At 59.8% G+C, this 26,211-nt stretch carries 27 protein-coding genes and 1 tRNA gene; 19 read left to right on the top strand and 9 right to left on the bottom strand.

The window, feature by feature from the left end; translation table 11 throughout:
* Positions 1-153 precede the first annotated feature (153 nt).
* The 7 genes from WD767_06965 to WD767_06995 all read left to right on the top strand — a co-directional run bounded on the left by WD767_06965 (position 154) and on the right by WD767_06995 (position 4,636).
* Positions 154-1,212: a 3-oxoacyl-[acyl-carrier-protein] synthase III C-terminal domain-containing protein gene (locus WD767_06965; protein ID MEX2615819.1), complete on the top strand. Its 1,059-nt coding sequence runs from the start codon at positions 154-156 to the stop codon at positions 1,210-1,212.
* 5 nt (positions 1,213-1,217) lie between these two features.
* A complete protein-coding gene (locus tag WD767_06970; GenBank protein MEX2615820.1) occupies positions 1,218-1,730 on the top strand; it encodes an isoprenylcysteine carboxylmethyltransferase family protein in 513 nt (170 codons plus the stop codon).
* A gap of 105 nt (positions 1,731-1,835) precedes the next feature.
* Entirely contained in the window at positions 1,836-2,534 is a 699-nt protein-coding gene (locus WD767_06975; protein ID MEX2615821.1) for a Crp/Fnr family transcriptional regulator, read from the top strand.
* A gap of 46 nt (positions 2,535-2,580) precedes the next feature.
* Positions 2,581-3,234: a hypothetical protein gene (locus WD767_06980; GenBank protein MEX2615822.1), complete on the top strand. Its 654-nt coding sequence runs from the start codon at positions 2,581-2,583 to the stop codon at positions 3,232-3,234.
* A 78-nt stretch (positions 3,235-3,312) separates the two neighbouring features.
* Positions 3,313-3,388 (top strand) — tRNA-Lys (locus WD767_06985).
* 126 nt (positions 3,389-3,514) lie between these two features.
* Positions 3,515-4,099, top strand: coding sequence for a hypothetical protein (locus WD767_06990; protein MEX2615823.1), 585 nt, complete (start codon positions 3,515-3,517; stop codon positions 4,097-4,099).
* 18 nt (positions 4,100-4,117) lie between these two features.
* Positions 4,118-4,636 carry a hypothetical protein gene (locus WD767_06995; GenBank protein ID MEX2615824.1) on the top strand — a complete coding sequence of 173 codons (519 nt, stop codon included), beginning with the start codon at positions 4,118-4,120 and terminating at the stop codon, positions 4,634-4,636.
* Between the two features lie 27 nt (positions 4,637-4,663).
* Here the strand turns inward: WD767_06995 and WD767_07000 are convergent, their stop codons facing one another.
* From WD767_07000 to WD767_07010, 3 genes are all read right to left on the bottom strand, one after another.
* Positions 4,664-5,440 carry a hypothetical protein gene (locus WD767_07000; protein MEX2615825.1) on the bottom strand — a complete coding sequence of 259 codons (777 nt, stop codon included), beginning with the start codon at positions 5,438-5,440 and terminating at the stop codon, positions 4,664-4,666.
* Positions 5,441-5,714: 274 nt separating this feature from the next.
* Positions 5,715-6,797, bottom strand: a complete 1,083-nt coding sequence (locus WD767_07005; GenBank protein ID MEX2615826.1) for a mandelate racemase/muconate lactonizing enzyme family protein — start codon at positions 6,795-6,797, stop codon at positions 5,715-5,717.
* Positions 6,798-6,806: 9 nt separating this feature from the next.
* Entirely contained in the window at positions 6,807-8,921 is a 2,115-nt protein-coding gene (locus tag WD767_07010) for a hydantoinase/oxoprolinase family protein (protein MEX2615827.1), read from the bottom strand.
* Between the two features lie 100 nt (positions 8,922-9,021).
* Between WD767_07010 and WD767_07015 the strand changes: the two genes are divergently transcribed.
* Both WD767_07015 and WD767_07020 read left to right on the top strand, forming a co-directional pair.
* Positions 9,022-9,981, top strand: a complete 960-nt coding sequence (locus tag WD767_07015) for a Na+-dependent transporter (GenBank protein MEX2615828.1) — start codon at positions 9,022-9,024, stop codon at positions 9,979-9,981.
* A gap of 110 nt (positions 9,982-10,091) precedes the next feature.
* The gene (locus tag WD767_07020) at positions 10,092-11,180 is read left to right on the top strand and encodes a metal-dependent hydrolase (protein MEX2615829.1); all 1,089 of its coding nucleotides are present in this window, start codon (positions 10,092-10,094) and stop codon (positions 11,178-11,180) included.
* 206 nt (positions 11,181-11,386) lie between these two features.
* Here the strand turns inward: WD767_07020 and WD767_07025 are convergent, their stop codons facing one another.
* Positions 11,387-12,175 carry a hydroxyacylglutathione hydrolase C-terminal domain-containing protein gene (locus tag WD767_07025; GenBank protein MEX2615830.1) on the bottom strand — a complete coding sequence of 263 codons (789 nt, stop codon included), beginning with the start codon at positions 12,173-12,175 and terminating at the stop codon, positions 11,387-11,389.
* A gap of 123 nt (positions 12,176-12,298) precedes the next feature.
* On the opposite strand from WD767_07025, the gene WD767_07030 reads away from it, so the two are divergent.
* Positions 12,299-13,126 carry a DUF547 domain-containing protein gene (locus WD767_07030; protein ID MEX2615831.1) on the top strand — a complete coding sequence of 276 codons (828 nt, stop codon included), beginning with the start codon at positions 12,299-12,301 and terminating at the stop codon, positions 13,124-13,126.
* A 3-nt stretch (positions 13,127-13,129) separates the two neighbouring features.
* Here the strand turns inward: WD767_07030 and WD767_07035 are convergent, their stop codons facing one another.
* The 3 genes from WD767_07035 to bioF all read right to left on the bottom strand — a co-directional run bounded on the left by WD767_07035 (position 13,130) and on the right by bioF (position 15,465).
* Positions 13,130-13,543 (bottom strand): DUF427 domain-containing protein, encoded by a 414-nt coding sequence (locus WD767_07035; protein MEX2615832.1) that lies wholly within the window; start codon positions 13,541-13,543, stop codon positions 13,130-13,132.
* A 103-nt stretch (positions 13,544-13,646) separates the two neighbouring features.
* Positions 13,647-14,306, bottom strand: coding sequence for a dethiobiotin synthase (gene bioD, locus WD767_07040; GenBank protein ID MEX2615833.1), 660 nt, complete (start codon positions 14,304-14,306; stop codon positions 13,647-13,649).
* 4 nt (positions 14,307-14,310) lie between these two features.
* Positions 14,311-15,465 carry an 8-amino-7-oxononanoate synthase gene (gene bioF, locus WD767_07045; protein ID MEX2615834.1) on the bottom strand — a complete coding sequence of 385 codons (1,155 nt, stop codon included), beginning with the start codon at positions 15,463-15,465 and terminating at the stop codon, positions 14,311-14,313.
* A gap of 106 nt (positions 15,466-15,571) precedes the next feature.
* Between bioF and bioB the strand changes: the two genes are divergently transcribed.
* Together bioB and WD767_07055 are read left to right on the top strand one after the other, a co-directional pair.
* Positions 15,572-16,570, top strand: coding sequence for a biotin synthase BioB (bioB, locus tag WD767_07050; GenBank protein ID MEX2615835.1), 999 nt, complete (start codon positions 15,572-15,574; stop codon positions 16,568-16,570).
* 51 nt (positions 16,571-16,621) lie between these two features.
* A complete protein-coding gene (locus tag WD767_07055) occupies positions 16,622-17,836 on the top strand; it encodes an adenosylmethionine--8-amino-7-oxononanoate transaminase (GenBank protein MEX2615836.1) in 1,215 nt (404 codons plus the stop codon).
* A 23-nt stretch (positions 17,837-17,859) separates the two neighbouring features.
* Here the strand turns inward: WD767_07055 and WD767_07060 are convergent, their stop codons facing one another.
* A complete protein-coding gene (locus tag WD767_07060) occupies positions 17,860-18,501 on the bottom strand; it encodes a glutathione S-transferase family protein (GenBank protein ID MEX2615837.1) in 642 nt (213 codons plus the stop codon).
* Positions 18,502-18,663: 162 nt separating this feature from the next.
* Here WD767_07060 and WD767_07065 point away from each other — a divergent pair, with 162 nt between their 5' ends.
* The 6 genes from WD767_07065 to WD767_07090 all read left to right on the top strand — a co-directional run bounded on the left by WD767_07065 (position 18,664) and on the right by WD767_07090 (position 24,013).
* Entirely contained in the window at positions 18,664-19,596 is a 933-nt protein-coding gene (locus WD767_07065) for a 3-keto-5-aminohexanoate cleavage protein (GenBank protein MEX2615838.1), read from the top strand.
* 27 nt (positions 19,597-19,623) lie between these two features.
* Positions 19,624-20,823, top strand: coding sequence for an MFS transporter (locus tag WD767_07070; protein MEX2615839.1), 1,200 nt, complete (start codon positions 19,624-19,626; stop codon positions 20,821-20,823).
* 137 nt (positions 20,824-20,960) lie between these two features.
* Positions 20,961-21,467, top strand: coding sequence for a tripartite tricarboxylate transporter substrate-binding protein (locus tag WD767_07075; protein MEX2615840.1), 507 nt, complete (start codon positions 20,961-20,963; stop codon positions 21,465-21,467).
* Positions 21,468-21,529: 62 nt separating this feature from the next.
* Positions 21,530-21,934 (top strand): tripartite tricarboxylate transporter substrate-binding protein, encoded by a 405-nt coding sequence (locus tag WD767_07080; GenBank protein MEX2615841.1) that lies wholly within the window; start codon positions 21,530-21,532, stop codon positions 21,932-21,934.
* A gap of 16 nt (positions 21,935-21,950) precedes the next feature.
* A complete protein-coding gene (locus tag WD767_07085) occupies positions 21,951-22,511 on the top strand; it encodes a tripartite tricarboxylate transporter TctB family protein (GenBank protein ID MEX2615842.1) in 561 nt (186 codons plus the stop codon).
* Between the two features lie 23 nt (positions 22,512-22,534).
* Positions 22,535-24,013, top strand: coding sequence for a tripartite tricarboxylate transporter permease (locus WD767_07090; GenBank protein MEX2615843.1), 1,479 nt, complete (start codon positions 22,535-22,537; stop codon positions 24,011-24,013).
* Here WD767_07090 and WD767_07095 read toward each other — a convergent pair.
* Positions 23,984-25,063: a TIGR03617 family F420-dependent LLM class oxidoreductase gene (locus tag WD767_07095; protein MEX2615844.1), complete on the bottom strand. Its 1,080-nt coding sequence runs from the start codon at positions 25,061-25,063 to the stop codon at positions 23,984-23,986. The two genes, WD767_07090 and WD767_07095, sit on opposite strands and share 30 nt — an antisense overlap.
* A 111-nt stretch (positions 25,064-25,174) precedes the next feature.
* On the opposite strand from WD767_07095, the gene WD767_07100 reads away from it, so the two are divergent.
* Positions 25,175-26,200: an LLM class flavin-dependent oxidoreductase gene (locus tag WD767_07100; protein MEX2615845.1), complete on the top strand. Its 1,026-nt coding sequence runs from the start codon at positions 25,175-25,177 to the stop codon at positions 26,198-26,200.
* The last annotated feature ends 11 nt before the right edge of the window (positions 26,201-26,211 follow it).

Consider the following 26,211-nt stretch of genomic DNA (forward strand, 5'->3'; position numbering starts at 1 on the left):
AGTCTTTTACGTTCCTATCGAAGGTTGAATGTTCAGAGAATGGCAGTACATATGCGCCGGTAACCGAAGCATTGCAAGCATTTCAGGGATTTTCAGGCTGCTGCAACCAACGCCGCTATATTGCGGAAGCATCGCGTGCTATGACGCGCACGCATGCAGTCACACGGATCAATTCAACCGCGAATCAGGGCGGTAACCACGGCCGTGCCGCCTATCGTTCTGGATCAGGCGGATGTGGAGGCGCTGGGCCGCAGGATATTTACGGCGCGCGGCGCCACGTTCGAGCGCATGCGTCCCGTCTATGCCAATGCCGGCATCGACACGCGATATTCCTGCGTCGATCTGGACTGGTACACCCGGGAACACAGCTGGCAGGAGCGGAGCCTGCTTTATGTCGAGCATGCCCGAAAACTGGCGAAAATGGCAGCCGGCGAATGCCTGGACCGGGCGGGGCTGTCGCCGGAGGACATTGGCGGCATCGCCGTCGTATCGACAACCGGTGTCGCAACGCCGAGCCTGGATGCCCTGCTGATCGAGGACATGGCCCTGCGCCGGGACATCAGCCGGCTGCCGGTTTTCGGCCTTGGATGCGCCGGCGGAGTCATCGGCCTCAACCGGGTCGCCGAACTCGCCCGCGGGCAGCCGGGAAAAAAATGGCTGTTCATCGTGGTCGAGCTGTGCGGACTGACCTTTCGCCGCGCCGATGTGTCCAACAGCAACATCGTGGCGACCGCACTGTTCGGCGATGGCGTTGCGGCCATGGTTATCGATAGCGAAACCGATACAGGCCCCGCGGTTATCTGCGGCGGCGAGCATACCTGGCCGGAGTCGCTGGATGTCATGGGCTGGCAGATACAGGATGACGGCTTCGGCGTTCTGTTCAGCCGCGACATCCCGGATCTTGTCCGCACGGTATTCGGCGATGCACTGGCCGGCTTTCTGCGCGGTGCCGGCATGTCCCTGTCCGATTTCGCGGAAATCGTTCCCCACCCGGGCGGCGCCAAGGTTCTTACAGCGCTGGAGGAAACCATGCACCTGCCTGTCGGCAGCCTGGACTGTGCCCGGGACGTCCTGCGCGGCTACGGAAACATGTCCGCCGCCACGGTGTTTTTCGTATTGCAGCGCAGCCTGGAAAAAGCGCCGCATGGCCGACGGCTCCTGTCGGCACTCGGACCGGGATTCACGGCCGCGTTTTCGGTGCTGGAGCACTAATTACCATGTCGGGTGCGTTGGGCCTGGCGCAATGGATCGTGCTTGCGGTCGCTGTACAGCGCATTCTTGAACTGGCGCTGGCCCGCCGCAACACCGTCCGGCTGCTGGCCGCCGGCGGTATAGAGGCCGGTGCGGCGCACTATCCGGTAATCGTCCTGTTTCATGCGGCGTGGCTGGTCGCGAACTTCATTTTTCTGCCCGCGGATTCCGCGGCGAACGGGCTACTGCTCGCCGTGTTCTGTCTTCTCCAGGCCGGACGTGTCTGGGTCATCGCGAGTCTCGGGAGATACTGGACGACGCGCATCATTACGCTACCCGGTCAGCCGCTTGCGGCGCGGGGCCCCTACAGGCTGATGCGCCATCCCAACTACGCGATCGTCGCCCTGGAAATTGCCTGTTTGCCCCTGATATTCGGCGCATGGCATATCGCCATTCTCTTTACCGTCGCAAATCTGCTCATCCTGGCGTGGCGCATCCGTGTCGAGGACAGGACTTTGGCGCCGCGGCGCGGGGCGTGAATTGTTCAGGGGGCTTTTTTTGGCGCGCCGGCGCGCCACGACAATAGCCTCGCAATGTGTCCAACCGCGCGATAAAATCGGATATCTCACTTCCAGGAGTCTTCCATGACCGGCGAGCAGTTGAACACACTAGCAAAAGTCGGCTTGTTCAAAGACCTGCCCGAATCGACGCGTCAGGCACTGGAAAAGCGTTGCCGATGGCGAAACTATAGTGCGCATGAACAGATTATCGACCGACAAAGTGATACCCAGGATGTTTATTTCATCGTCCATGGCCGTGTACGGGTGGTCAATTATTCCATGTCCGGCCGCGAAATTGCGTTCGACGAGATAGAGTCCGGTTCGTATTTCGGTGAACTTGCCGCCATCGATGGCGAACCCCGTTCGGCGAACATTGTCGCCCTGGAAGCGACAACCGTGGCGATCCTGTCGAGCGAGGCATTCCGGGCGGCGCTGCAGGAAAACCCCGAACTGGCGCTGCAACTGATGTTGCGCATGTCCAGTATTATCCGGGCTTCGACGGAACGGATCATGGATCTGAGCACGCTGGGCGCGAATAACCGGATCTATGCCGAAATACTCAGACTGGCGAAAAGCGATGTCCGCGACGACAATACCGCGGTTATCACGCCGGTACCGATTCACGGCGATATCGCCAGCCGTGTCAGCACCACCCGCGAAACCGTTGCCCGCGTGTTGAGCGAATTATCCCGGCTTAATCTGGTCAAGCGGGAACGGGACAGGCTAGTCATTCTGGATCTTGAGCATCTCACGGAAATGGTCGAACAGTTTCAGGTCGAATAAGGCTTTTCTCTATGCCACGCGAATATTTTCCGTGGGAGATACCGGAATGGAACAGGCAGTATGCGTCCCAGGGTCGGCAATTCGGGAAGGTGTGGTAATCTGTCCGCTGATCCGCATCGCGCTTGCCGCTTTCGTTCTTCTTTTCACCGATATCGGGGTGGGGTCGGCGGATTCGCAGGAACAACTCGAGACGACGGCAGTCATTTCGGCCCTGGGTATCAGACCGATTGCTTCCGGTGCGCGCGTCAGGATCAGGCTCGCCGATGATTCCGATTTCAATCGCCAGCTTGCCATCGTTGCGGGCGAATCCCTGCGGGATGCGGGCTACGGCAATGACAGTACGGCGCCCCAAATCACGCTGCGGATCGAAACCAGAAATAACGCACCCGGGGTCACGGAGGACAATTCCATAGGTCGCCTGCACGCGGATAGCGGCGGCGATATCGACCTGAACGTCCGCTTGTGGTCATCCAACAGGAACAGCCTGTTGAAAAAGAACACCGGCGAAGCCGGGGGAGATCCCACTTACGTCATCCAAATGGAAGCGTATGACGAGGTCGCGGGTACGGTGGCCTGGCAGGCCGAGGCGCGTACCGACAAGGTTAACGCCAACAATATCGAAGCCGGCAGCGCCATGGTTCGACAGCTGATTGCCGTTTTCGGAAAGGCCTCTGAACCGGTATTTATTCCGTTGCCATAGGTGTTCGGGCGAATGCGGCGTTGACCTTTGCCTTAAGTCTTTCTATTTTCGCGCCGCCCAGCGGCTTTCGGGTTTGGCGGGCGCGTAGCTCAGTTGGTAGAGCATCTGACTTTTAATCAGACGGTCGTGGGTTCGAATCCCGCCGCGCTCACCAGTTAAATCAATAATTTAGACGATTCTAATAAATGCGGCGCAGCCTGTTATGGGACATTTTATGTGCAACGGCCAGTTATTCTACTTTCAAGGGTATTAATAAGTATCATTCCTGCATATAATATCCGTGCCGCAATTTAAGATAGAGGCAGCCCTGCGCATGTATCTTCCTGTGGAGACAGTTTCAGAGACCGCCGGTCTGGACGAGCAGCTTCGGGAACGCTATTCCACGAAGGCATTCCTGGAGCTTGAACAGGGAACGGTACTCGGCCGGTTCCACGATTTCTGGGCGTCGCTTCCGCAAGATGATAACGGTTTGCCAATTCTAACCGATGACATGCTGAAAGCCGGACTCCCCGGCGACGTGTTGCATTGGGTATCGCGGATAGACACCCGGCCGGAAAACCCGATGGAATATATCATGCAGGCGTGCAGCACGCGGCAGTTGCCGGAATATTGCGTCGGAGCCGCGGATACCCTGGTCATCGAAATTCCCTGTATTTTTCATGCCATACAACTGGCCATCGAGTGCCTGGCTTGCAAACATGACCGCAATGCCGCATATCATGTGATAAATCAGACGATTGGCGGCAAGCACAGCCATTATGGGCGACTTTTGCTTCCGGTTGGTGATGCCTCGGGGGGTGTTGTGGAAATTTTCCATGTCATTCGTCCTGTACAGGTGTCCCATAACGTCGAAGCCGTGGGATAATCTTCTGGATTCAATGGAATGTACGGTGTCTTAAGGCGACATGAAGAACAATCGGGAACTGATTATCAGGACCGTCTGTTTCTGTCATTCGACAAGATGTTCTCGCGCGAGAAGACGAGCGCGCTCGGCGAAATCTTCGATTACTGGAAGTTCCGGCGCAACGAACAGGTCGGCCTGCCGACAGTCGATACATTTCGCCCGAAAGATGAGATGCCATCGGGAAACTCCAGGGCCATTACCATGGTCGACGTCACCTATAGCGATCCGGCCAATTTTCTGTTTTTCAGCCACCCGCAATATACAAGGGGGTTTTTCGATCTTTCCCGGCGCCGCCTTGGAGACCACCCAAGCCTGATGAATGTGAAATCCTGCGCGGCGGATTACCTGTATTGCATGATTAGCCGCAAACCCATTTATCACGAAATTATCCAGACAATCGGGAACGCCAATCGCCACTACGTACGATTGGCGCTCCCTATTGCAGACAATTCGGGTCGGGTCGTCAATCTGGCTTATGCGATCCGCATGATAGGTTAAGGCGGACCGCTTTCAGCACGATTGGCTTCAGGCCGCGACTTCATTGGCGTGATGACGTTGCTCTTCCGATATCTGTTCGAGGATTTCCCGGCGGCATTCCCATAGCAGATCCATGTCCTGATCCGCTTCGCGACCGGGATATCGACCCTTGATAATTGCACATTTGTTGCGAAACCCGCATTCCACACCAAAATTGCGGCCCGTGGCCATGAAGGTGACGAAGTAGTCCGCAAGAAAATGTCGTACGGATAATGCACGCGCAAGGCGGCTCATGATTCCCCCCAGATTCTTGCCACGCCAGGCGGGATGGACCCAGGCGCCGCCCCCAAGGTTTACGCGGCCGCTGATCAGCGGATAGCGTTCTCCGAGGCGAACCGTGTAATGGTGAATAACGGGACGGAGATCGCCAAACAGGCGATGGGTCGCCACATAATCGCCGACGAAGTCTTCGGTGATCACAAGCCGGTCCGCCTGGCAAGCGACGATGTCGCCGGCACGATTCTTGGCGTAAAGCCAGAATGCGTTGCCGCTTTCCAGATTATTCAGTTCCGGGTCGAGGGCGCGCGAAACGCCAATCCCGCCCGGCGCGCTTTCCAGAAGTTTTCGCCAATTCCACATATTGGCGTCGGTTTCAAATGTAAGCCCGTGCATCTCCAGGCCGGTCAACATGTCGCCGACAAATGCCTGAATGTTTTCGAGATCCTGTATTCTGAGCGATGACATCTTTCTTCCCTTCTCGGTTAAATAGAATCGACGGAAAGAATCTTCGCTCTTGTGCGACAAAGACCAAGCGACAAATGGCACGTTTGGTTAATTTTTTTTAAGGTTGGAAAATAATACGCACGATACCGGCGCGATATTCTCCGCCGTAGAAGGCCGACCGGGAATTATTACAGGTGTTCCAGGACACGATACGTCTGTCGCAGCACCAGGTGCTGACAGGGTGCGTCGACCAGGCCCGCTCCGGGATACCGGCCATGGCGGACATCGGGCCGTAAATTTAAATCGGCACACGATACGGCGCCGGAAAGCCGATCCCGGGGAAGCGCCGGGACCGGTTTGGCATCCGCCGGCAAAGCTATTGAATCGTGCAGTCTTTCAGGATTTCCGGCTTGAATCGCAGGCCGTGACCCGGGGTTTCCGGCGCCGTAATCATGCCGTTTACGGGAGCCGCCCAGTCGACCCATAGGTCATCCATGAATTCCATGTTCTCGAGAATCAGTGCGTTTGGAATCGACGCCGCGACGTGAATCATCAGTTCGGGATACAGGTGCGGGGCGATGGTCATGCCCCAGGTATCGGCAATCGCCGCTGTCTTGCGCATGTCGGTCAGACCGCCGCGAACCACATCCGGCTGCAGGATCGGCAGGTTGGGGTTTTCGAAGAACGGTTTCAGATCGAATCGGGTGAAATGGCTCTCGCCGCCCACGACCCGCAGGTCCAGCTTATCGGCGATTCGGGCGTAGCCCGCAAAATCATCCGGAATTACCGGCTCTTCCAGCCAGTAAATTTCATACTCTTCCAGTTTTCGCCCCATCAGAATCGCCTTGTCTGCGGTCCAGGCCATGTTCACATCGACCATGATGTCGATTTCCGGTCCGACCGCGTCGCGCACCATTTTCACGTTGGCAACATCCTGCGCATCGGTCCAGATATGGCCGACCTGCATCTTGATCGCCTTGTAACCCTCCGAAACGAAACGCTTTGCTTTTTCCGCCATACCTTCGCCACCCATGCCGCGCCAGCAGCCAGAGCCGTATACCGGCACCTCGGTACGAAAGTTGCCCCAGAGACGATGCAGCGGCATTCCCGCCTTCTGGCCGACGAGGTCCCAGAGTGCGACATCGATAATCGAGAGGCCCAGAAGCGGTGCGCCGCCGCGGCCGTCGGCGAAGGTCGAGCGCCAGATATCGCGCCAGATACCTTCCACTTGCGTGGCGTCGCGGCCCAGTATCCGCGGCGTGATCAGTTCGGCGATGGCCGCGGCCGTGGTGCGGAATCCTTCGCGCAGGTAAAGCTGATAGCCCATGCCGACGAGGCCCGATTCGGTTTCGATCTCGACCACCAGAATCTGGCGCGGCCGGTTGAAACCGGCCTGCAGCGACGGCATCACCTTGAACGGCAGCTCCAGGAAAGTCGTGCGTACTTCCTTGATTTTCATTGTTTCCCCCTAAGGATTCTTATGTGTGGTACTCCCGCTCCGGGCGCTCCGCTCCATTACGATAAAACCGGAAGCGTCGATCCGCGCGTTGAAACTGGCGGAAACGAATGTGGATGTCTCATCTTCAGCGATTATTGCCGGGCCCGCAACGCGCATGCCGGGCGCCAGGACGTCGCGGCGGTATTGCGCGATATCGGCGAAGGTCTGGGTGACGGGGTCGAAGACCGGGCGGTAGCCGGATGGCGGCGGCGTATCGACATCCGGAGCGGTCGCGACCGGCGCCTGATCGGCCATAGCGGTGCTGATGGTCATTGCCCAGGTCAGCACCTCGATATCGCCTTCCGGGATCGTGCGGCCATACAGCGCCTCGTATTCCCGGTCGTAAATCTGTTTCAGCATGGCGGCATCATCTATCGTCAACGGGCGGTTGGGCAGCGGCACCACGATTTCATGTCCCTGCCCCATATAGCGCATGAAGGCGATCCGCTTTTCCGTTAACGCCGCATTACCGGCGCCGGAACGCACCACGCCGAGCGCTTCGCCCTGCATCGCATCCAGTAGGGTATTCGCCTGACCGGCATCGAAGTCGCGCAGGGTCATGTATCGGCTGCGCACCACTTCATAGGCGATGGGGGCCCGCAGAAACCCGACCGCCGATCCCACACCCGCATCGGTCGGCACGATGACCCGGTCAATGGCCAGCTTTTCCGCCAGTCGCGACGCATGCAGCGGGGCCGCCCCGCCAAAGGCGATGATGGTATGGTCGGCGATCACCTTGCCGCGCTCGATGGAATGCACGCGCGCCGCATTGGCCATGTTCTCATCGACCATCTCGATCACGCCGTAGCCGGCCAATTCGCCGCTGAGGCCCAGGGGGCCGCCGACCGTGGTCTCCAGCGCGGCAATCGATCTGTCCGGATACAGGGGCACTTTACCGCCGGCGAAGCTCGCCGGGTCGATTCTGCCCAGGGTCACGTCGCCGTCGGTCACGGTTGGCGCGATGCCGCCACGGCCATAGCAGGCGGGCCCCGGGTCCGATCCCGCGCTTTGCGGTCCGACCGCGATCTGCTGCAGCGAATCGATGCTGGCTATGGACCCGCCACCGGCGCCGATTTCCACCATCTCGATCACCGGGATACGTAGCGGCAGCCCGCTGCCTTTCTGGAATCGCGCCTGGCGGTCGACCTCGAAGCTGCGGCCGGCTTCGGGGGTATAATTCTCGATCAGGCAGATCTTGGCCGTGGTGCCGCCCATGTCGAAGGACAGCGCCTTGTCGACACCGGTTGCCCGTGCCACGCCGGTCGCCAGAATTGCGCCGCCCGCCGGTCCTGATTCGACCAGCCGGATCGGGAACCGCACTGCGGTTTCCAGCGTCGTCAGCCCGCCGCCGGACGTCATCATGAACAGCGCCCCCCGGAAACCGCGCGAATCCAGTTCCGAATTCAACTGTGTCAGGTAGCGCCCCATCAGCGGTTGGACATAGGCATTGGCCGTGGCGGTGGTGAAACGCTCGTATTCGCGGATTTCCGGACAGACCTCCGAGGACAGGGTAACGGTCCAGGCCGGTCGCCGCGCCGACAATATCTCGCGGACCCGCTGTTCATGGCGGTCATCGGCATAGGCATGCAGGAAGCCGACCGCGATACTGGTCACGCCTTCGGCGTCCAGTTTCGCTAACAGCGCTTCGACGGCGGATTCGTCCAGCGGTTTCAGCACGGTACCATTGACCGACAGGCGTTCGGGCACCGTAAAGCGCAGGTAGCGCGGCACCAGCGGATCGATCTTGTCGAGAAAGATATCGTACTGGTCGTAACGGGTTTCATAAGCGATATCGAGCACGTCACGGAACCCTTCGGTCGTGATCAGCGCCGTGACCGCGCCCTTGCGCTCAATGATGGCATTGGTCGCAAGCGTCGTGCCGTGAATCAGGATGCCGATATCCGCCATCGCCAGCGCCGCGGCCTCCAAGGCTGTCTCAATGCCCTCGAGCACGCCTTCCTCCGGTGCATGGCTGGTGGTCAGCACTTTCACCGTGGTGCGTTTTCCATCATGCTCCACGACCACATCGGTGAAGGTCCCGCCGACATCCACCGCCAGCCGCGCCGCTCCCTGTGCTTCCGCCATGCCCGTCCCGTTTCAGTTGGATATCGCCGCGCGATACTAGTCGATAGACTGCGGCCATGAAAACAGAAGCACACAGGGCCCGGTCCGGAGCCGCCATTCCGTGAGCATTCTTCTCGCACCGCTCGCCTGGCTGGGCCGACAGGGCACAACTGCGGTCGCCATTGTCGTCTTCCTGGCAATGGCGACGCCGCAGGTCGGCGCGCTGATGAAGGATTTCCTGACCGAGATCGTCGTTGCCCTGTTGTGCATCGCCTTTATCAGGGTCGATATCGGCGTGCTGCGGCGGCACCTGAGCCGCCCGTATGTCGTCATCGCGGCTACGGTCTGGACGGTCATCGGCATCCCGTTCCTGTTCGGTGGCGTCTGCCTGCTGTTCGGGATGCGAGAATACGCCCCCGACCTGTTTACAGGGCTTGTCATGCAGTTTTCCGCCTCTCCCATGATGGCGGCGCCGGCGCTGGTATTGCTGATGGGGCTGGATGCGACCCTGGTGCTGATCGTCCTGGTCGCCAGCACCGCCCTGATCCCGCTGACCGCACCCTTCTTTGCATGGCTGCTCATCGGGGCCGACTTGTCCTTACCGCCATTGGCCCTGGGGCTGAAACTGCTGGGGATTCTCGGCAGTGCGACCGTCATATCGGTCATCATCCGGCGGATTGCGGGCATGGACGGGATTCGCCGCTACGGGGCGGAAATCGACGGTATCAACATCATCGTGCTGTATATTTTTGCCGCCCCGGTCATGGAATTGTTCCTGCCATCGCTGATGCGCGACCCGTTGACCGTGTTGTGGGTGTCGCTGCTGGCGCTGGCACTGTTCGCCGCCTATTACGTCGTGACCTTCCTGCTGTTTATCCGGGCGGGACGCGAACAGGCGCGGGCGCTGGGCATCATGACATCACTGCGCAATCTCGGTCTACTGATCGCGGCCACCGGCGGCGCGGTCCCGGAATTGTCCTGGATCTATTTCGCCGCCAGCCAGATTCCCATCCACCTCGCCCCCGCCCTGCTGAAACGGCTCGCGGCGCGAAAGAGAGCCATTCTTCGGGATATGAACTGACGAAATTATGACCACGCCATGCTCAATACCCGATAGCCTTGATTTTTGTTTCTGCTATTGGGTATTCCAAATAACGCGGTAACCAGACCATAAGCCGGTTTTCCTGAAATATGGACAGCATTACGCAATTTGCCCTGGGAGCCTGCGTTGGCGTTGCCGTGCTCGGCCGCCGGATCGGCCCGAGGCGCGCAGCGTTGACCGGCGGCTTACTCGGCACGCTACCGGATATGGACGTCTTCCTCCGGCACAGCGATCCCGTCGACGCCTTTGTGAATCACCGCGGATGGAGCCATTCGCTCCTCGTCCACGCCGCCCTGACGCCCGTTTTGGGAGAAATCATAACGCGGTTCAGCAAAGCGCTATCCGGCGAACGTGCGATCGCCTATACCGCCGTATTCCTTTGCCTTGCAACGCATGCCCTGCTCGACGCCCTCACGATATATGGAACGCGCCTGTTCTGGCCAGTCTGGAACGAACCTGTCTCTGTGGGATCGATGTTCATCATCGATCCGCTTTACACGATACCGTTGCTCGTTGCCGTGGGCTGGGCGATGGCCTGCCGGTCTTGGACACCACGATACGGCAAAGTGCTCCTCGCCAGCCTCGGCTTCACGACCGCCTATCTGGCCTGGTCTCTGATTGCGCAGCAGATTGTGACCGGCAAAGCAAATGGATTGCTGGCTGATATCGGGGTGGCGCCCGACCGATTGATTGCCACCCCGACACCATTCAACACGGTGTTCTGGCGCGTAGTCGGTATCGACGGGGACATTAGTTTCAATCTCGACATCCCGGTATTCGGCCACACTGAAAATCCAGCATTATATACCTACCGGCGAAATCTGGGAATCAACGCGTGTTCAGCGAATGACGACCGTATCGCCAGGATCGCGGAGTTCAGTCATGGCTTTTACCGGATCATGGTGCAGGACGATGAGGTCATCGTGGCCGACATGCGGATGGGCCTGACACCGAATTATGCATTCCGGTTCATCCTGGGTCGTCTGGAGGCAGGAAAGCTGGTGCCTGCCCCCACCCGACGGATCGAAGGTCGCGGAAACCTCAGCGAGGACCTTGACTGGCTGATCGCGAACCTGACAGGAAATTATACGATCAGACCGGCAGAGGCCGCGGCAAGGACCGAATTGACGCATTACCCTGTCATCGCCAGGCTGGCCAGCCCCTCCCGCGACTGTTGAAAGTTTGCGGTTCCATTCAATCACATGAATCTGACCTGGTACGGGCCGCCCCGCGACCATTGCCGGCGCCGCAAAGCCATGCATGCGGAACAAGCCGTGCGATTCGCAGCCGTCGCGTTAAGCCGCCGTCATCACATCAGCGATGACAACGGCGTTTGTGTTGGATATACCGGCGCGGACCTCCGCCAGCGTCAGCCGGATCCGGTTTACCAGCTGTTACGCAATGTCCGCAGGTTGATGAATACAGTTTCCGGGTCCGGGTTTTCCGGCATGTCGGGGAACTCCTCGCGGAGCCGGGCGATGACGCTCGGACTGTGCAGACGGAAGAAGGTATTGATTTCCTTCTCCAGCGCCAGGGTCGATACCAGCGCATCGTTCAGGTCCTGCCCCTCGATCTCGTCCATCAGCTTCTTCGCCTTCTCGTTGTCCGGTTCGCGGTCGAGGGTGAAACCGAGATTGTTCGAGATATAGTCATGTCCCGGATAGATCAGCGTATTGTCCGGCAGCTTGGCCAGTTGGCCGGCGAAGGTTTCATACAGGTTATGCGGATGCCCGCTCTTGCAGTTGCCCGCACCCGCGTTGAACAGCGTGTCGCCGCAGAACAGCGCCGGCTGGTCGGTACGCGACATCAGGCAGATATGGCTCATCGTATGGCCGGGCGTGTCGAGGCATTCCAGTTCCACTGCCTTGCCGACCCTGATCACGTCGCCCGCGTCGAGGCCACGCGCCATGTTCGGGATTTTGGCCTGCGCGCCGTGATGCGCCAGAATCTTCGCGCCCGTCGCCGCGACCACCGCGTCGTTGCCGCCGATATGGTCATTATGTTCGTGGGTATTGAGGATCTGCGTTATCGTCCAGCCGTTTCGTTTGGCCGTCGCCAGGCATTTTTCGTGATCCAGCGGATCGACAGCCATCGCTTCGCCGGTGTCGGGACAGACAATCAGGTAGTTGAAGTTGCGGTACGAATTTCCGGTCCATATCTGTTCGACAATCATGGCGCGCTCCTCAATGGTTCAATTTTCATTACAATACCGTGCCCGGCTCGGACATTCGACCCTCGAGTTAGTATCCCATACCGTGTGCCGGGGAAACCGGTGCAAGGTGTCTGTCCAACCAGTATGGCTGATATGAAACGGTGCCTGTTCCTTTTTGCGATTCTGATTTCCCTGGCCACTTCCGCTGCCGCCTGGGCCGCCCCCAGGGCAGTGCTATGGGAGCGCTGGGCCGACTCCGACGATTCCGCCTCCCTGACCGTGGATCACTCCCTCTGGAGCGGGTTTCTGGCGACTTACGTAATCGCCGGCGATGACGGCATCAATCGGGTGCGTTACGGCAGGGTATCGGATTCGGACCGGGCAGCGCTGGAACGCTATCTGACCCTGCTGTCCGATACGCCGGTGGGCCGGTTGAGCCGACCGGAACAACTGGCCTTCTGGATAAACCTTTACAACGCCCTCACTGTGCGGATGGTCCTGGATAACTATCCCGTCGACTCAATTCGCGCAATCCGGTCGGGGATATTCAGTTCCGGTCCCTGGGGGCGCGCGCTGATTGCCGTGGAATCCGTCGAAATCACCCTGGATGATGTCGAACACCGGATACTGCGGCCCCTCTGGCGCGATCCGCGGCTGCATTATGCGCTGAATTGCGCCTCGCTCGGCTGTCCCAACCTGCAGAGGCAGGCGTTCACTGCGGGCAACGCCAATACACTGATGAATATGGCTGCCAGAGACTTCGTGAATCATCCGCGCGGCGTTCAGATAGACGGCGAAACCGCGATCGTATCCAGTATATACGACTGGTTCGCCAGCGACTTCGGCGGCGATATGAAATCAATCATCGCGCATCTGACCCAATATGCGGACGCGGATCTCGCTGCCGCCCTGAAACGGGTGACCGAATTTCGCTACGGGTATGACTGGGATTTGAACGACGCGGCTGATTAGGTATTAATGCGCCTGTCCCAGCACAGGCTCCCCATCTTCAAACCATCCGTCCATCCGGCCGCGGTAGAACGCGACATGGCCCTTGATATCAGCGACTTCATCATAAGGCGTTTCGTAGCCCCATACCGCGTTATCTTCCGTTCTGCCGGCAACGGACACTGTCCAGTAGGAGGCCTCGCCCTTGTAGGGGCAATGTGTCGCATGATCGGTTCGTTGCAGGTGCTTCAATGCCACGTCGGGTAGCGGAAAATAACACACAGGCGCGTGGTTCTGTTCGCGCATCAGCAGGACATTCTCGCTGTCGGCAATCGTCGCGCCGTTAAAAACGACACGGACCCGACGCGATGACCGCAACAGTTCGATAACGTATCCCGGGTTTTTCGAAAAACCGGGGCTGGCGTGAGAATTATCTGACATGGCTGTTCTCCCGTTGCCGCGAACCGGCTTTAATGTAGCGCTAGTCCGGCGATTGCATCCAACACAGCTTAAACACCCCGGTTCACGTTCATGTCACCCGCCATTACAGCCTGGGGAAAACAGCGGACAGACCGTCAACCGTCGCCGCTCCCCTTGGAAGCGCAACGACCGGCACACCGGAAACGAAGCGCCTTATGGCCCCAACGGTTTCCGCCAGGGGTACGGGGCTGGTTTCGGATTCACTGACAATGGCCGCCGCGACTGCGACACCCCTGCCCTGCAGGGCTGTTACTGTCGTCAGGGTATGGCTGATGGTTCCAAGATAACTGCCGGCGACAACCAGCGCCGGAACGTCCAGTGCGGCGATCCAGTCCGCGACCGTTTGCGTGCCGGTCAACGGTACCATGGCGCCGCCAACCCCTTCGATCAAGAGCACGTCCTCGCTGCCCGGCCGACAGAATGCGGTCAGCGCCGCGAAGTCAATGCCGCGGCCTTCGCGTTCGGCTGCCATGTCGGGCGACAGCGGAGCGCGAAAGCGCCAGGGAGAAATCGCCTCGATTTTCGCTTCTGTCGCAGGGATATCGAGCGCCTTCAGAATCCTGACGGTATCGCTTTCCGCACAATCGGCCGGGTCGAAGCCGCTGATAACCGGTTTCAGTGCGCGAACCGAATATCCGGCATCGCGCAACTGCCGGCACAGCAGCGTCGTCACGTAGGTCTTGCCGATTTCGGTGCCCGTGGCGGTGATAAAACAGGACCTCATGACGTCAGGCGGCAGCGATCAGCGGCTTGACGGCTTCGGCCAGCCGAAGGATGTCGTCGTTTTCATGAACGGCTGTAAACGTGAACCGCAACCGCGCGGTACCCGGCGGCACCGTTGGCGGACGGATGGCCGTCACCAGGTATCCCAGTTCTTCAAGCATTTTCGATGCCGCCAATGTCCTTTCAGGGTCGCCCAGGAGGACGGGGACGATACAACTCTGCGGTTCCGGCAATCCGGTAGCCGCGCAGAACAGGCGCGCCTTGACCAGGGGCAGAGCCGCGTAGTCCGGATACTGCGCGATGATATCCAGCGCGGCAATGCTGGCGGCCACCGACGCGGGCGGCAGGCCGGTGGAATAGATGAATGTGCGGGCGCGGGTCCGCATCAGGTCGATGACGGGCTGCGCCGCGCAAAGATATCCGCCATAGCCGCCGATGGCTTTCGACAACGTCCCCATCTGCAGCGGAACGACCGTCCTGGCGCCATTCATATGGCTGCTTCCGCTGCCGCCGCCCAGAACACCGACGCCATGCGCGTCATCGGTCATCAGCCAAGCATCGTAACCCTCCGCCAGCGCCGCCATGTCGGCAACCGGCGCGAGGTCGCCATCCATGCTGAAAACCCCGTCGGTTACGATCATCGTTCGCTGGAATTCGTGGCGTCTCCGGTCAAGTATTTCAATGAGATGCGCCAGGTCGTTATGACGAAACATGATCATTTCCGCCCGGCACAGGGCGCCGCCGGCCAGCAGGCAGGAATGGCTCAATTCATCAGCCAGCAGCAGATCGCCCGGGCCGATCAGCGCCGGGATGATGCCGAGATTCGCGAGATATCCGGAACCGAAGACACAGGCGTCGTCTGTTCCCTTCAGGGCGGCCAGCCGCGCCTCGAGTTCCCGGAAAAGCGGATGATTTCCCGTTACAAGGCGCGACGCGCCGGAACCGACGCCGTAGCGTTCGGTTGCGTCTATCGCGGCCTGTTTGACATCTGGATGCTGCGACAGGTTGAGGTAATCGTTGCAGGCAAAGGAAATCAGGCGTTTACCATTGCGAATCGCGATGGCACCCTCCTGCCGCTCGGTATCGAACAGCGTCCGGCGCAGTTGCTGCTGTTCCAGCGCCGCGAGCTTTCCCCGTGCGAAATCCACCAGGGACTGCACCATGCCTGTAAACCTCTCCATTTGCCGGTTGGCATCGTCTTGACGCGCTATCGTAACCGCCTATGCTGCCCCGCGAAAGCCGCGACACTTCAAGGGAATGCCTACGATGTCCATCGTTACCGAACCGCGTATCGCCAGCCACCCCGTTCCGATGGGGAGCGGCCCGCGACATGACTGGACACGTGCTGAAATCGCGGCAATTTTTGCGCAACCCCTGAACGACCTGATTTTCCAGGCCCAGACGGTACATAGACAGTATTTTGATCCCAATGAAGTGCAGATGTCGACGCTTCTCAGCGTCAAGACCGGCGGCTGCCCGGAGGATTGCGCATACTGTCCGCAAAGCGTTCACCATGAAACCGGCGTTCAGGCTGAAAAGCTGATGCAGGTCGATACCGTGCTGGCGCAGGCGCGGCAGGCGCGCGACGCTGGCGCGACGCGTTATTGCATGGGCGCCGCATGGCGAAGCCCGAAGGACCGGGACATGGACGCGATTTGCGAGATGGTTCGCGGCGTTCGGGAACTCGGTATGGAAACCTGCGTGACCCTCGGCATGCTGACGCCGGACCAGACGGAAAGGCTGCGCGATGCCGGGCTCGACTATTACAATCACAACCTCGATACCTCGGAAGAATTTTACGGCGAAATCATCACGACGCGGACCTATCAGGACCGGCTGGAAACGCTGGGCCATGTGCGCGATGCGGGAATCAATGTCTGTTGTGGCGGCATCGTCGGCATGGGCGAGCAGCGCGAGGACCGGGTCGGGATGCTGACGACGCTGGCGACCCTGCCGAAGCATCCCGAAAGCGTGCCGATCAATATGCTGGTCAAGGTCGAGGGTACGCCGGTGGACAGCGAAGCCGACATGGATCCACTGGAGTTTGTCCGCATGATCGCCACCGCGCGGATTGTAATGCCGAAATCCATGGTGAGGCTGTCCGCCGGTCGCGAGACGATGACCGATGAATTGCAGGCATTGTGCTTCCTTGCCGGCGCGAATTCGATATTCGTGGGACCGAAGCTGCTGACGACGGATAATCCCGGTCGCGACCGCGACGAAGCCCTGTTTGACCGGCTGGGCATTGCACCCATGCCGCTTTAGGTGTCAACCCTGAAGGATACGACCGGACAGCTCTGGCTGCCCTATACCCAGATGAAAACGGCGCTGCCGCCCTTGCAGGTGGCATCGACCGATGGCGTGCAAATAACCCTCGCCGACGGGCGCAGGCTGGTCGACGGCGTGTCTTCATGGTGGACTGCGTGCCATGGTTATAACCACCCCCATATCCGGGCGGCCGTGCAGCACCAACTGGCGGTCATGCCCCATGTCATGTTCGGCGGACTTGTCCATGAACCTGCCTGCCGGCTCGCCCATCGCCTTGCCGCCCTGCTGCCGGGTGACCTGAACCGGGTATTTTTTTCTGATTCGGGATCTGTGTCGGTCGAGATCGCCATGAAGATGGCGTTACAGTATTGGATAAACGGCGGCGAATCCGGTCGCCGCAAATTTATCGCCTTTGGCGGCGCCTATCACGGCGACACGATCGGCGCCATGTCTGTCTGCGACCCCGAAGAAGGCATGCATGCGCTGTTCCGCGGCCTCGTGCCGGAACAGCACGTTATTCCCCTGCCCCGGGCGGATTCGGATTTTGCCGCATTCGATTCCTTCCTCGTCCGGCATGCCGGCGAATGTGCGGCGATCATCATGGAACCGCTGGTACAGGGGGCGGGCGGCATGAAGTTCCATAGTCCCGAAATACTGGCGGCCATTTCCCGGCGCGCGCGGGATCACGACCTGCTGTTCATCCTGGACGAAATCATGACCGGATTCGGACGCACCGGTTCGATGTTCGCCTGCGAACAGGCGGATATCGTGCCGGATATCATGACCCTTTCCAAGGCTTTGACCGGCGGTACGATGGCGCTGGCGGCAACGGTGGCGACCGACCGGGTCTTCGACGCCTTTCTGTCGGATGATTCGGGGGCGGCGCTGATGCACGGGCCGACCTTTATGGCCAACCCGCTGGCCTGTGCGGCGGCAAATGCTTCGCTGGACCTGTTCGAAACCGAACCGCGACTGGCGCAGGTAGCCAAAATCGAGGCGCATCTGGAAACCGCGCTGGAACCCTGCCGGGGACTGCCGGGGGTAATCGACGTCCGCGTCAAGGGGGCTATTGGCGTGGTGCAACTGGAAGACCTGAAAGCCAATGACCGGTTGAAGGCGCGATTCGTCGAGGAGGGCGTCTGGATTCGGCCGTTCGGCGACATCGTCTACCTGATGCCGCCCTTCGTCATCGGCAAGGACGAACTGACGACGCTGACACGCGCCGTCGGCACCGTCCTGACGGAATGGTCGCAGCGGCGGTAAGGCCGCCGCGACCGTTCCGGTAATCAGAATTTCGGCTTGTTGGTCTTGTCCAGAACGTGTTCGCGATAGGCCGGGCGCTGGCACAGCCTTGCGTACCAGGCTTCCACATTAGGATGCGACGGACGCATCCCCTTCGGCGTCCAGGTCATCCAGCGATGGGTCAGCGCCCCCGCCGGGATATCGCCGATGGTGAGCTTGTCACCACAGACATAGTCGCGTCCCTGGAGATGTTTGTCGAGGATGTCGTACCAGGGCGTCGCATTTTTCACCGCTTCCTCAATCTTCCTGATGTCCCGCTGCTCTGCCGGCAGGCGGAAGAAGTAGTCGAGATAGGCGCCGTTGAAGCCGGCCATGTTCAGCGAACTCCAGTCCATCCACCGGTCCGCGTCGGCGCGGGCGCGCAGGTCTTCGGGATACAGATTGCCCATGCTGTATTTGGCGGAAAGGTAGCGGATGACCGCGCCTGATTCCCAGACGCACCAGCCGTCTTCTTCCTCTATCGTTGGCAGCCGGCCATTGGGGTTCTTGGCGCGGTATGCGGGGTCGTCATTACCGCCGAATTTGCCGCCCCAGTCGATACGGTCGTATTCGATGCCCAGTTCGCCGATGCACCACATTGCCTTGATGACATTGGAGCCATCGGGTCTTCCCCATACTTTTATCACTTCGCGCACCTCCCGGTATTCAGGTTGAAATCTGCGTACACCTTACCGTAAGCCGCCGACCGGCCAACCGGTTTTTATGCATTGCCGGGAAACCGCCCTTGTCGCCGATACCGTCGCGGCCTTAGTCTCCCGGGAGACGGACAATAATCGGGAGGCGCCGCCATGGCGGGTAACAAGGTCATTATTTCCTGCGCCGTGACAGGCGCGATCCATACGCCCACCATGTCGGAAGGGCTGCCTATCACGCCGGATGAAATCGCCGAACAGAGTATCGCCGCCTGGGAAGCGGGCGCCGCCATCCTGCACCTGCATGCGCGGGATCCCGAAACCGGCGAACCGACCCCCGATCCCGATGTCTTCATGAAATTCCTGCCGCGCATCAAGCAGAACACCGATGCCGTTATCAACATCACAACGGGCGGCGGGCTGAAAATGACGCTGGAGGACCGGCTGGCGGCCCCTATGCGGGCGAAGCCGGAAATGTGCTCGCTCAACATGGGGTCGATGAATTTCAATATCTCGCCGGCGGCGGACAAGTTCACTGACTGGAAATATGACTGGGAAGAACCCTATTTGCGGGGCACGGATGACCATATTTTCCGAAATACATTCAGAGATATAGAGTACATTCTAAAACATCTTGGTGAAGAACATGGCACCCGGTTCGAGCACGAATGCTATGACCTGGGACACTTATACAATGTTGCGCATTTCGTTGACCGCGGGTTGCTGAAGCCGCCCTTCTTTATCCAGTCAATTTTCGGCATTCTCGGCGGGATGGGCGCGGACCTCGACAATGTGCTGTTCATGAAGCGGACGGCCGACCGGCTGTTCGGCACGGATTATGTCTGGTCGGTGCTGGCGGCCGGACGCCATCAGATGAGCTTTGTCACCCAGGCTGCGATGCTGGGGGGCAGCGTGCGCGTCGGGCTGGAAGACAGCCTTTATCTGGCAAAAGGCCAGATGGCAAAGAACAATGCCGAACAGGTGGCGAAAATTCGCCGGATACTGGAGGATCTTTCGCTGGAAATCGCGACGCCGGATGAAGCCCGGAAAATGCTGCAACTCAAGGGCGGCGACGATGTCGGTTTCTGACAGGTCGCTGGAATGAAATAGCGGATTGTGAGCGACACGCGCCTCGACGATCCTGCCGAATTCTGGCGGATGCGGCTGACGATTGTCACCACCGCGCATGCTATCGGCACGCTTAACAGCGTTTCGGTACTGTCGCTGGCGCCGGTAATTCGCCCGGAACTGGGACTCAGTTTCAGCCAGTTCGGCCTGCTGATCAGTGCCTATAGCGCGGGACAGATTACAGGCACAATGCCGGCCGGAATTCTGGTGGATAAAATCGGCGTCGGCTGGGCCCTTGTCCTGGCCCATATGCTGCTGGCCCTTGCCACGGCGACGCTGACCCAGGCGAACGGGCTGTATACGGCGCTGGCGGCGATGCTGTTTATGGGATGGGCCTACGCTATCGTCAATCCGGCCACGGCGCGTGGCGTCCTGGAATGGTTTCCCCCGCGCCGGCGGGCAACCGCGATGGGTGTGAAGCAGGCCGGTGTCCCCGCCGGCGGCATTCTGGCCGCGGGCACGTTGTTTCTGACCGCGTGGCTGTCCTGGCAGGGAATCCTGTGGGTGATCGTCGGCCTGACCTGCCTGGGCGGCCTGATCTGTCTGCCGCTCGTTGAAGCGAAGCGTGCCCGTATCGGTCCTCTGGAGAGTCCGTTTGCCGGTATCCTGCGCGTGGCCAGGGATCGAAATTACGGCGCTCTGGTCGGTTCCTGCGCCTTCATGAACGCCGGTCAACATATTTTCTTTACCTATCTCACCCTGTTCATGCGCGAGGCGCTGCAATCCAGCCAGGGCGTCGCCAGTATCGCCATGGGACTGGCCCAGGGCGGCAGCGCCATCGGGCGCATCGGCTGGGGCGTGGTCAGCGATACCGTCTTCCGCGGACGCCGGAAGAAACTGACCGCGATGCTGTGTATCGCCGCCGTTGTGTTTTTTGGCCTTATGGCCGCTGTCGATACCTGGTGGGGAATCGGCGCGGGTCTGGCCGTCGCCGTCCTGTTGGGGCTGACCATCGCCTCCTGGGCCTCGCTGATCCAGACGCTGGCGGTGGAATCCGTTAACCGCGCCGATTCGGGTTCGGCCATCGGATTTCTGTCGCTCGGCACCGGCATGGGATCCATGGTCGGCCCGCCGCTGTTCGGCGCGGTCATCGACGCGACGGCGAGTTTCAGCCAGGGCTGGCTGGTCGCGGCCCTTGTCACCGGAGTAGGTGTCGTCATGTTCTGTGCGTTCTATCGCGAACGTTGACCCTATTTTCGGCCTGATGTCATGATCGACATCGTTGTAATCGCGGGTATGCATGGAGCCCGCAGGTGTGCAATTATCCGTCGTATAGGCGCCACGCTGGAATGTGGACGCCGCGACGTTTGAACGGGAGGAATATCATGCGCGCAATAACCAGACGTACGACCTTACTGACGACGGCTGCGATGGCCCTGGCCATCGCCGTTCCGTCTGCAATGGCCCAGGACGACAAGTTTCCGTCCAAGACGATTGAAATCGTAACCCACGCAAAATACGGCGGCGGCACGGACACGACCGCCCGGATGATGATGATCCGGACCCGACGCGAACTCGGCGTCGATATGGTCGTCAACAGCCAGCAGGGCGGCGGCGGCGCCGCGGCGATCGACTACGCCATGAAAAAGCCGAAAGACGGTTATACGGTTCTCGCGATGACGCAGACGCATCTGTACACGATAGCGCGCGGCAAGGCCGGCGTCGGCATCGATGACATCGTCGGCATTGCCCGGGCAATGGACGATCCCACATTCATCACCGTAAACGCCAAGGGCGATATCAAGTCGCTGGACGAGTTGATCGCCCGCTCGAAGGAAGAGCCGCTGAACTGGGGCATCGCCGAGATCGGCAATACCGAGCTGTCGGCCTGATCCAGTTCGCCAAGCAGACCGGCATCAAATACAAGGTCGTACCGTTCGGCAGCGGCGCCCAGATGGTGCAGGCGCTGATGTCCGGTGCGATCGATGCCACATTGCCCAATGTCAGCGAGGCATCGACGCAGGTTATCGACGGCACCTTCCGGGCGCTGGCCGTGATGGCGAAGAAGCGGCTGAAGGATTTTCCCGACGTTCCGACGACGTTCGAAAATGGTATTGAGGTCGCGACATCGACAACCCGCGGCTATTTCGTTCTCAAGGGTACGCCGCAGGACCGGATTGAGATGCTATCAGCGGCCATGGTCAAGGCAATGAGGCATTCGACTTTCGCTGAATACCTGAAAAGCTCCGGTCTCGATCCCGAAGCAAGTGTCGCGGGCTGGGAAGAATGGACCGAGAACATCAAGGCCGAATACGCGGTAGCCCGCGAAGCGCTGGTCGAATTGGGCCTCGCGAAATAACCTTCAGGGCTTTGATATGACCGATCCAAACCACGAGGATCAGGCCAAGGCTGCGACGGCGCGGAGCGATACCGCGTCGTCGTCCCTTGTACATCGAACCGATCTGCTGCTGACTCTGGCGCTCTTTGCGTTCTGCGGTTTCGCCTGGTATGCGACGACCCAGTTCGAGGAACCGTCGGCGCTGTTTCAGGACAATATCCAGCCCGCCTTTTTCCCGCGGATCATGATCTGGACGATCCTGCTGCTGTCGATCCTGTTGCCGTTCGAACATCGTGCGATCTCGAAACGCGGCGAAGATATTGACGCGGAACGAAACAGCCGCATCCAGCCGATGGCCTATATCACCTTCGGCGTGCTTGTCATTCTGCTGCTGATTGCGCCCTGGCTGGGAACGTTGCTGACCGTCATTACCGCGTCATTCGTATTGCCCCTGCTTTGGGGCGAGCGGCGACTGAAGCTGATAATTCCATTTGCGATCCTGTTTCCGATCGCGGTGATGGTTCTGTTTTCCAAGGTGCTGCAGGTCTATTTCGAACCCGGACTGTTGGGTGAGACCGTCGGCTCCTGGGTCCAGTAAGCTTTTAATTTCAGGAAATCGTCATGGACGACATGCTCCTCGGCCTTTCGCTACTGGCCGACCCATACACCCTCATTCTCATTGTCATCGGCGTGCTGATCGGCGTCACCATCGGCGCCCTGCCCGGTCTCAGTTCCTCCATGGCCGTGGCCCTGCTGCTGCCGTTCACGATTTCGCTCGAACCGGTGCCGGCGATCGCAATGATGGCGTCGCTCTACTGTGCCGGCACCTTCGGCGGATCGATCACCGCGATCCTGATAAACACGCCGGGCGCGCCCCCCGCGGCCGCAACCGCAATTGACGGTTATCCCATGGCGCAGCGCGGCGAAGCCGGCCGGGCCTTGGGCATGGCCGCTGTCAGCAGCGTGATCGGCGGCATATTCAGCCTCATTGTGTTTCTCTTCACGGCGCCATTGCTGGCCGCGATCGCACTCGAATTCCGTCCGCAGGAATACTTCGCGCTGGCGGTTTTCGGCCTGTCAATGCTGGCCACTATTTCCGGGAAATCGTCGATTCGCAACCTTATCGCGGGAGCCGTCGGCGTGCTGATCAGCACCGTCGGCATCCATCTGACAACGGGCGTCGAGCGATTCACCTTCGGCATACCGCATCTGACCGAAGGGATCGGCTTCCTGCCGGTGCTGATCGGGTTGTTCGCCATGGGTGAGATGCTCAACCAGAGCCAGGCCCTCGATGTCGTGTATAAGCGCGTGACCTCCGTTGCGATCAAACTGCCGTCCATTGCCGATTACATAAAGGTCAAGGGGGCGATCATAAGGTCCTGTTTCATTGGCACATTTATCGGCATCCTTCCGGCGGAAGGAACCACCGTGGCCGCGATCATGGGCTATAACGAAGCCAAACGGTGGTCCAAGCACAAGGAGGAATTCGGCAAGGGCGCGCTGGAAGGTATCGCCGGGCCGGAAACCGCCAACAACGCGGCGACCGGCGGCGCCATGGTCCCCACACTCGCGCTTGGAATTCCCGGCAGCGCGACGACAGCCATCATCCTCGCGGCACTGATCATGCACGGCTTTCGGCCGGGACCGAATCTCGTGCGGGAAACCCCGGAATTCGTCTACGCAATTTTCGGCTCGATGCTGATTGCCAATTTCGTCTTTCTGATCGTCGGGTTGGGTGGCGCGAAGCTGTTTTCCCGCGTCACACTGATCCCGAGGACAATTCTATGGCCGGCGGTGTTTGTGTTTTCGATGATCGGCTCCTATGCCTATGGACAATCGGTATTCGATGTCTGGGTCATGCTGGGTTCCGGATTGATCGGCTTTCTGATGCTGCGCCACGGCTTCGGCCCGGCGCCGCTGGTGATGGGGCTGATTCTCGGCCAACTCGTCGAGGAAAACCTGTCACAGGCAATGATCATCCTCGACAATAACCCGCTCCGGATGCTGGAAAGCCCGATCGTTGTCGGTTTCCTCATCCTGACCCTAATCAGCCTGTTCTGGACGCCTATTTTAAGTCTGGTCACGCGCCTCAGGAACTGAGTACGACCATTGCGTATCGAACCGTTCGAACCGTGATGGGATGCGCTGGATATCCTGAATGACGTCCGGCGTCAGCCCCGGATCGGCGTCCGGCGCGTGAATGGCGTCCACAACATCGCCAAGCCCGCCGAAGCGCGTCTCGATGGCTGTGGCGATAGTGTCATGGGTGCCGACGGCGGCGAACAGGTGAACCACGTCGTCGGAAATTTCCCGTGCCATCAGGTCCCACTGCCCGGCCCGGACCATCGCATTCAGTTTCTGGCCCAGGTCATGCAGACCATGCATTTCGAAGACCGGCCAGTAGGCGCGGGTCGACCCGTAGAAGGCTACGCGGAAGCGGACATATTCGAATATCTTCGCAACGGTTTCCTCATCCGGACCCGTGACAACAAAGCCGCCGCCTGAAATCTCGAAATTTTCGCGGGATATGCCGCTTTTTACCCAGCCCTCCGCCAGCTTCGGCAACACGGCATCCTCGACATATTTGCGGGTGCAGAACGGGTGCAACTGCACCCCGTCGCAATGCGAACCCGCCAGACGCAGCATTGCCGGCCCGACGGCGGCGACCGTGACCGGCGTCATCGGTAAATTGGTAACCTCGGGCACGAAATGCGGCGTCATCAGGGTGAACCGGTAATGGTCGCCGGTATAATCGGCCGGGGCCCCCTTCTCCCAGCAACGCCAGATCGCGCGCAGTACCTCGATATACTCACGCATGCGCGGAGCGGGCGGCGTCCATGGAACGCTGAACCGGCGTTCGTTGTGCCCCTTGACCTGGGTTCCGAGGCCCAGCTTGAAACGCCCGCCGGAGGCCAGTTGCAGGTCATGCGACATCCCGGCCACCGCCATCGGCGTGCGGGCAAAGGCAATGGCGATGCCGGTCATCAGTTCGACCCGTTCGGTCACCGTCGCCGCCACGGCAAGCGACAGGAAGGGATTGTTGGAATTTTCCATCATGCGGATCGAATCGAACCCGGATGATTCCACATGTCGCGCCGCGTCCGGCACCAGTTTCAGGTTGTTCTTGGGCACCGTTGTGGCAACGCGCATGGGATATTCCTTTCCGCGACAAATCTTGCAAACGCGGTGCGCCGCATGTGACAGCGGCGCATCCGCGGGCTAACTTACCGGCAAATATCCATAAAGAGGAGAGCACACGTAATGACGGCAATTCAGTTCGGTCTCATGCTGCGCGGCCAGTTCCCGCAGGAGGACGACATGACGCAGCGATTCAATGAACTGATGCAACAGGCCAAACTCGCCGACAGGCTGGGCTTTTCCTGCGTCACGAAAGGGTCGCATTACGCCGGTTATCCTCTGCAGGACGTACAGCAGATTCCGTTCCTGGCCGCACTGGCGCGCGAGGCGCCGAATGTACGCCTGAACGCCGGCATAGTGTTGCTGTCCCTGCACAAGCCGCTGGATATCGCCGAACAGCTTGCCTCCATCGACGTTATTTCCGGCGGCCGGCTGATTTTCGGTATTGCGCTCGGCTACCGCGAGGTCGAATTCAAGGCCTTCGGCACGACACAGAAGGAGCGGGTCCCCCGGTTCGAGGAAAACCTGATCGCGATCAAGCGGTTGTGGACGGAAAACAGCGTCAATATGAAGGGGTCGCATTTCGAACTCGAGAACGCTTCGGTTTCGCTGAAACCCGTGCAGAAGCCGAACCCGCCGATCTGGGTCGGCGCCAATGCGGATCCGGCCATACGGCGCGCCGCGAAAATCGGCGATTGCTGGTACATGAATCCGCATAACCGGATCGACACCATTGCGCGCCAGGTCGATGTCTACAAGGCGGCGCTGGAGGAATTCAACAAGCCAATGCCGAAAGAGTTCCCGATACGACGCGAGGTCTTCGTCGCCAGAACGCGCAAAGAGGCGTTGCGCCTGTGCGGCGAAACGCTCGCGGTGAAATACAAGGTTTATCACGAATGGGGGCAGGACAAGGCGATGCCCAAGGGGGACGACAATCTGGGGCTCGAATTCGACGAACTGGCCCGTGACCGTTTCCTGATCGGCTCGCCCGACGAAGTCACGGACCAGGTGGTGGACCTGCACCGGCGCACCGGCGCGAACCATATTATCGCCAGCATGCAATGGCCCGGCACGCCTTTGCGCGCAACGACCGATTCGATGCAGATGCTGGCCGAAGAAGTGTTCCCGCGCGTGGCGCAGGCCCTTTGAAACAGTCGAAC

The sequence above is a fragment of the Alphaproteobacteria bacterium genome, from assembly GCA_040905865.1.
Taxonomy (GTDB): domain Bacteria; phylum Pseudomonadota; class Alphaproteobacteria; order UBA8366.

Coding starts and splice junctions, on each gene's coding strand:
- WD767_06965 (MEX2615819.1), top strand. CDS start 154: ATGCAGTCACACGGATCAATTCAACCGCGAATCAGGGCGGTAACCACG.
- WD767_06970 (MEX2615820.1), top strand. CDS start 1,218: ATGTCGGGTGCGTTGGGCCTGGCGCAATGGATCGTGCTTGCGGTCGCT.
- WD767_06975 (MEX2615821.1), top strand. CDS start 1,836: ATGACCGGCGAGCAGTTGAACACACTAGCAAAAGTCGGCTTGTTCAAA.
- WD767_06980 (MEX2615822.1), top strand. CDS start 2,581: ATGGAACAGGCAGTATGCGTCCCAGGGTCGGCAATTCGGGAAGGTGTG.
- WD767_06995 (MEX2615824.1), top strand. CDS start 4,118: ATGTACGGTGTCTTAAGGCGACATGAAGAACAATCGGGAACTGATTAT.
- WD767_07005 (MEX2615826.1), bottom strand. CDS start 6,797: ATGAAAATCAAGGAAGTACGCACGACTTTCCTGGAGCTGCCGTTCAAG.
- WD767_07010 (MEX2615827.1), bottom strand. CDS start 8,921: ATGGCGGAAGCACAGGGAGCGGCGCGGCTGGCGGTGGATGTCGGCGGG.
- WD767_07020 (MEX2615829.1), top strand. CDS start 10,092: ATGGACAGCATTACGCAATTTGCCCTGGGAGCCTGCGTTGGCGTTGCC.
- WD767_07025 (MEX2615830.1), bottom strand. CDS start 12,175: ATGATTGTCGAACAGATATGGACCGGAAATTCGTACCGCAACTTCAAC.
- WD767_07030 (MEX2615831.1), top strand. CDS start 12,299: ATGGCTGATATGAAACGGTGCCTGTTCCTTTTTGCGATTCTGATTTCC.
- WD767_07035 (MEX2615832.1), bottom strand. CDS start 13,543: ATGTCAGATAATTCTCACGCCAGCCCCGGTTTTTCGAAAAACCCGGGA.
- bioD (MEX2615833.1), bottom strand. CDS start 14,306: ATGAGGTCCTGTTTTATCACCGCCACGGGCACCGAAATCGGCAAGACC.
- bioB (MEX2615835.1), top strand. CDS start 15,572: ATGTCCATCGTTACCGAACCGCGTATCGCCAGCCACCCCGTTCCGATG.
- WD767_07055 (MEX2615836.1), top strand. CDS start 16,622: ATGAAAACGGCGCTGCCGCCCTTGCAGGTGGCATCGACCGATGGCGTG.
- WD767_07065 (MEX2615838.1), top strand. CDS start 18,664: ATGGCGGGTAACAAGGTCATTATTTCCTGCGCCGTGACAGGCGCGATC.
- WD767_07075 (MEX2615840.1), top strand. CDS start 20,961: ATGCGCGCAATAACCAGACGTACGACCTTACTGACGACGGCTGCGATG.
- WD767_07080 (MEX2615841.1), top strand. CDS start 21,530: ATGGTGCAGGCGCTGATGTCCGGTGCGATCGATGCCACATTGCCCAAT.
- WD767_07085 (MEX2615842.1), top strand. CDS start 21,951: ATGACCGATCCAAACCACGAGGATCAGGCCAAGGCTGCGACGGCGCGG.
- WD767_07090 (MEX2615843.1), top strand. CDS start 22,535: ATGGACGACATGCTCCTCGGCCTTTCGCTACTGGCCGACCCATACACC.
- WD767_07095 (MEX2615844.1), bottom strand. CDS start 25,063: ATGCGCGTTGCCACAACGGTGCCCAAGAACAACCTGAAACTGGTGCCG.
- WD767_07100 (MEX2615845.1), top strand. CDS start 25,175: ATGACGGCAATTCAGTTCGGTCTCATGCTGCGCGGCCAGTTCCCGCAG.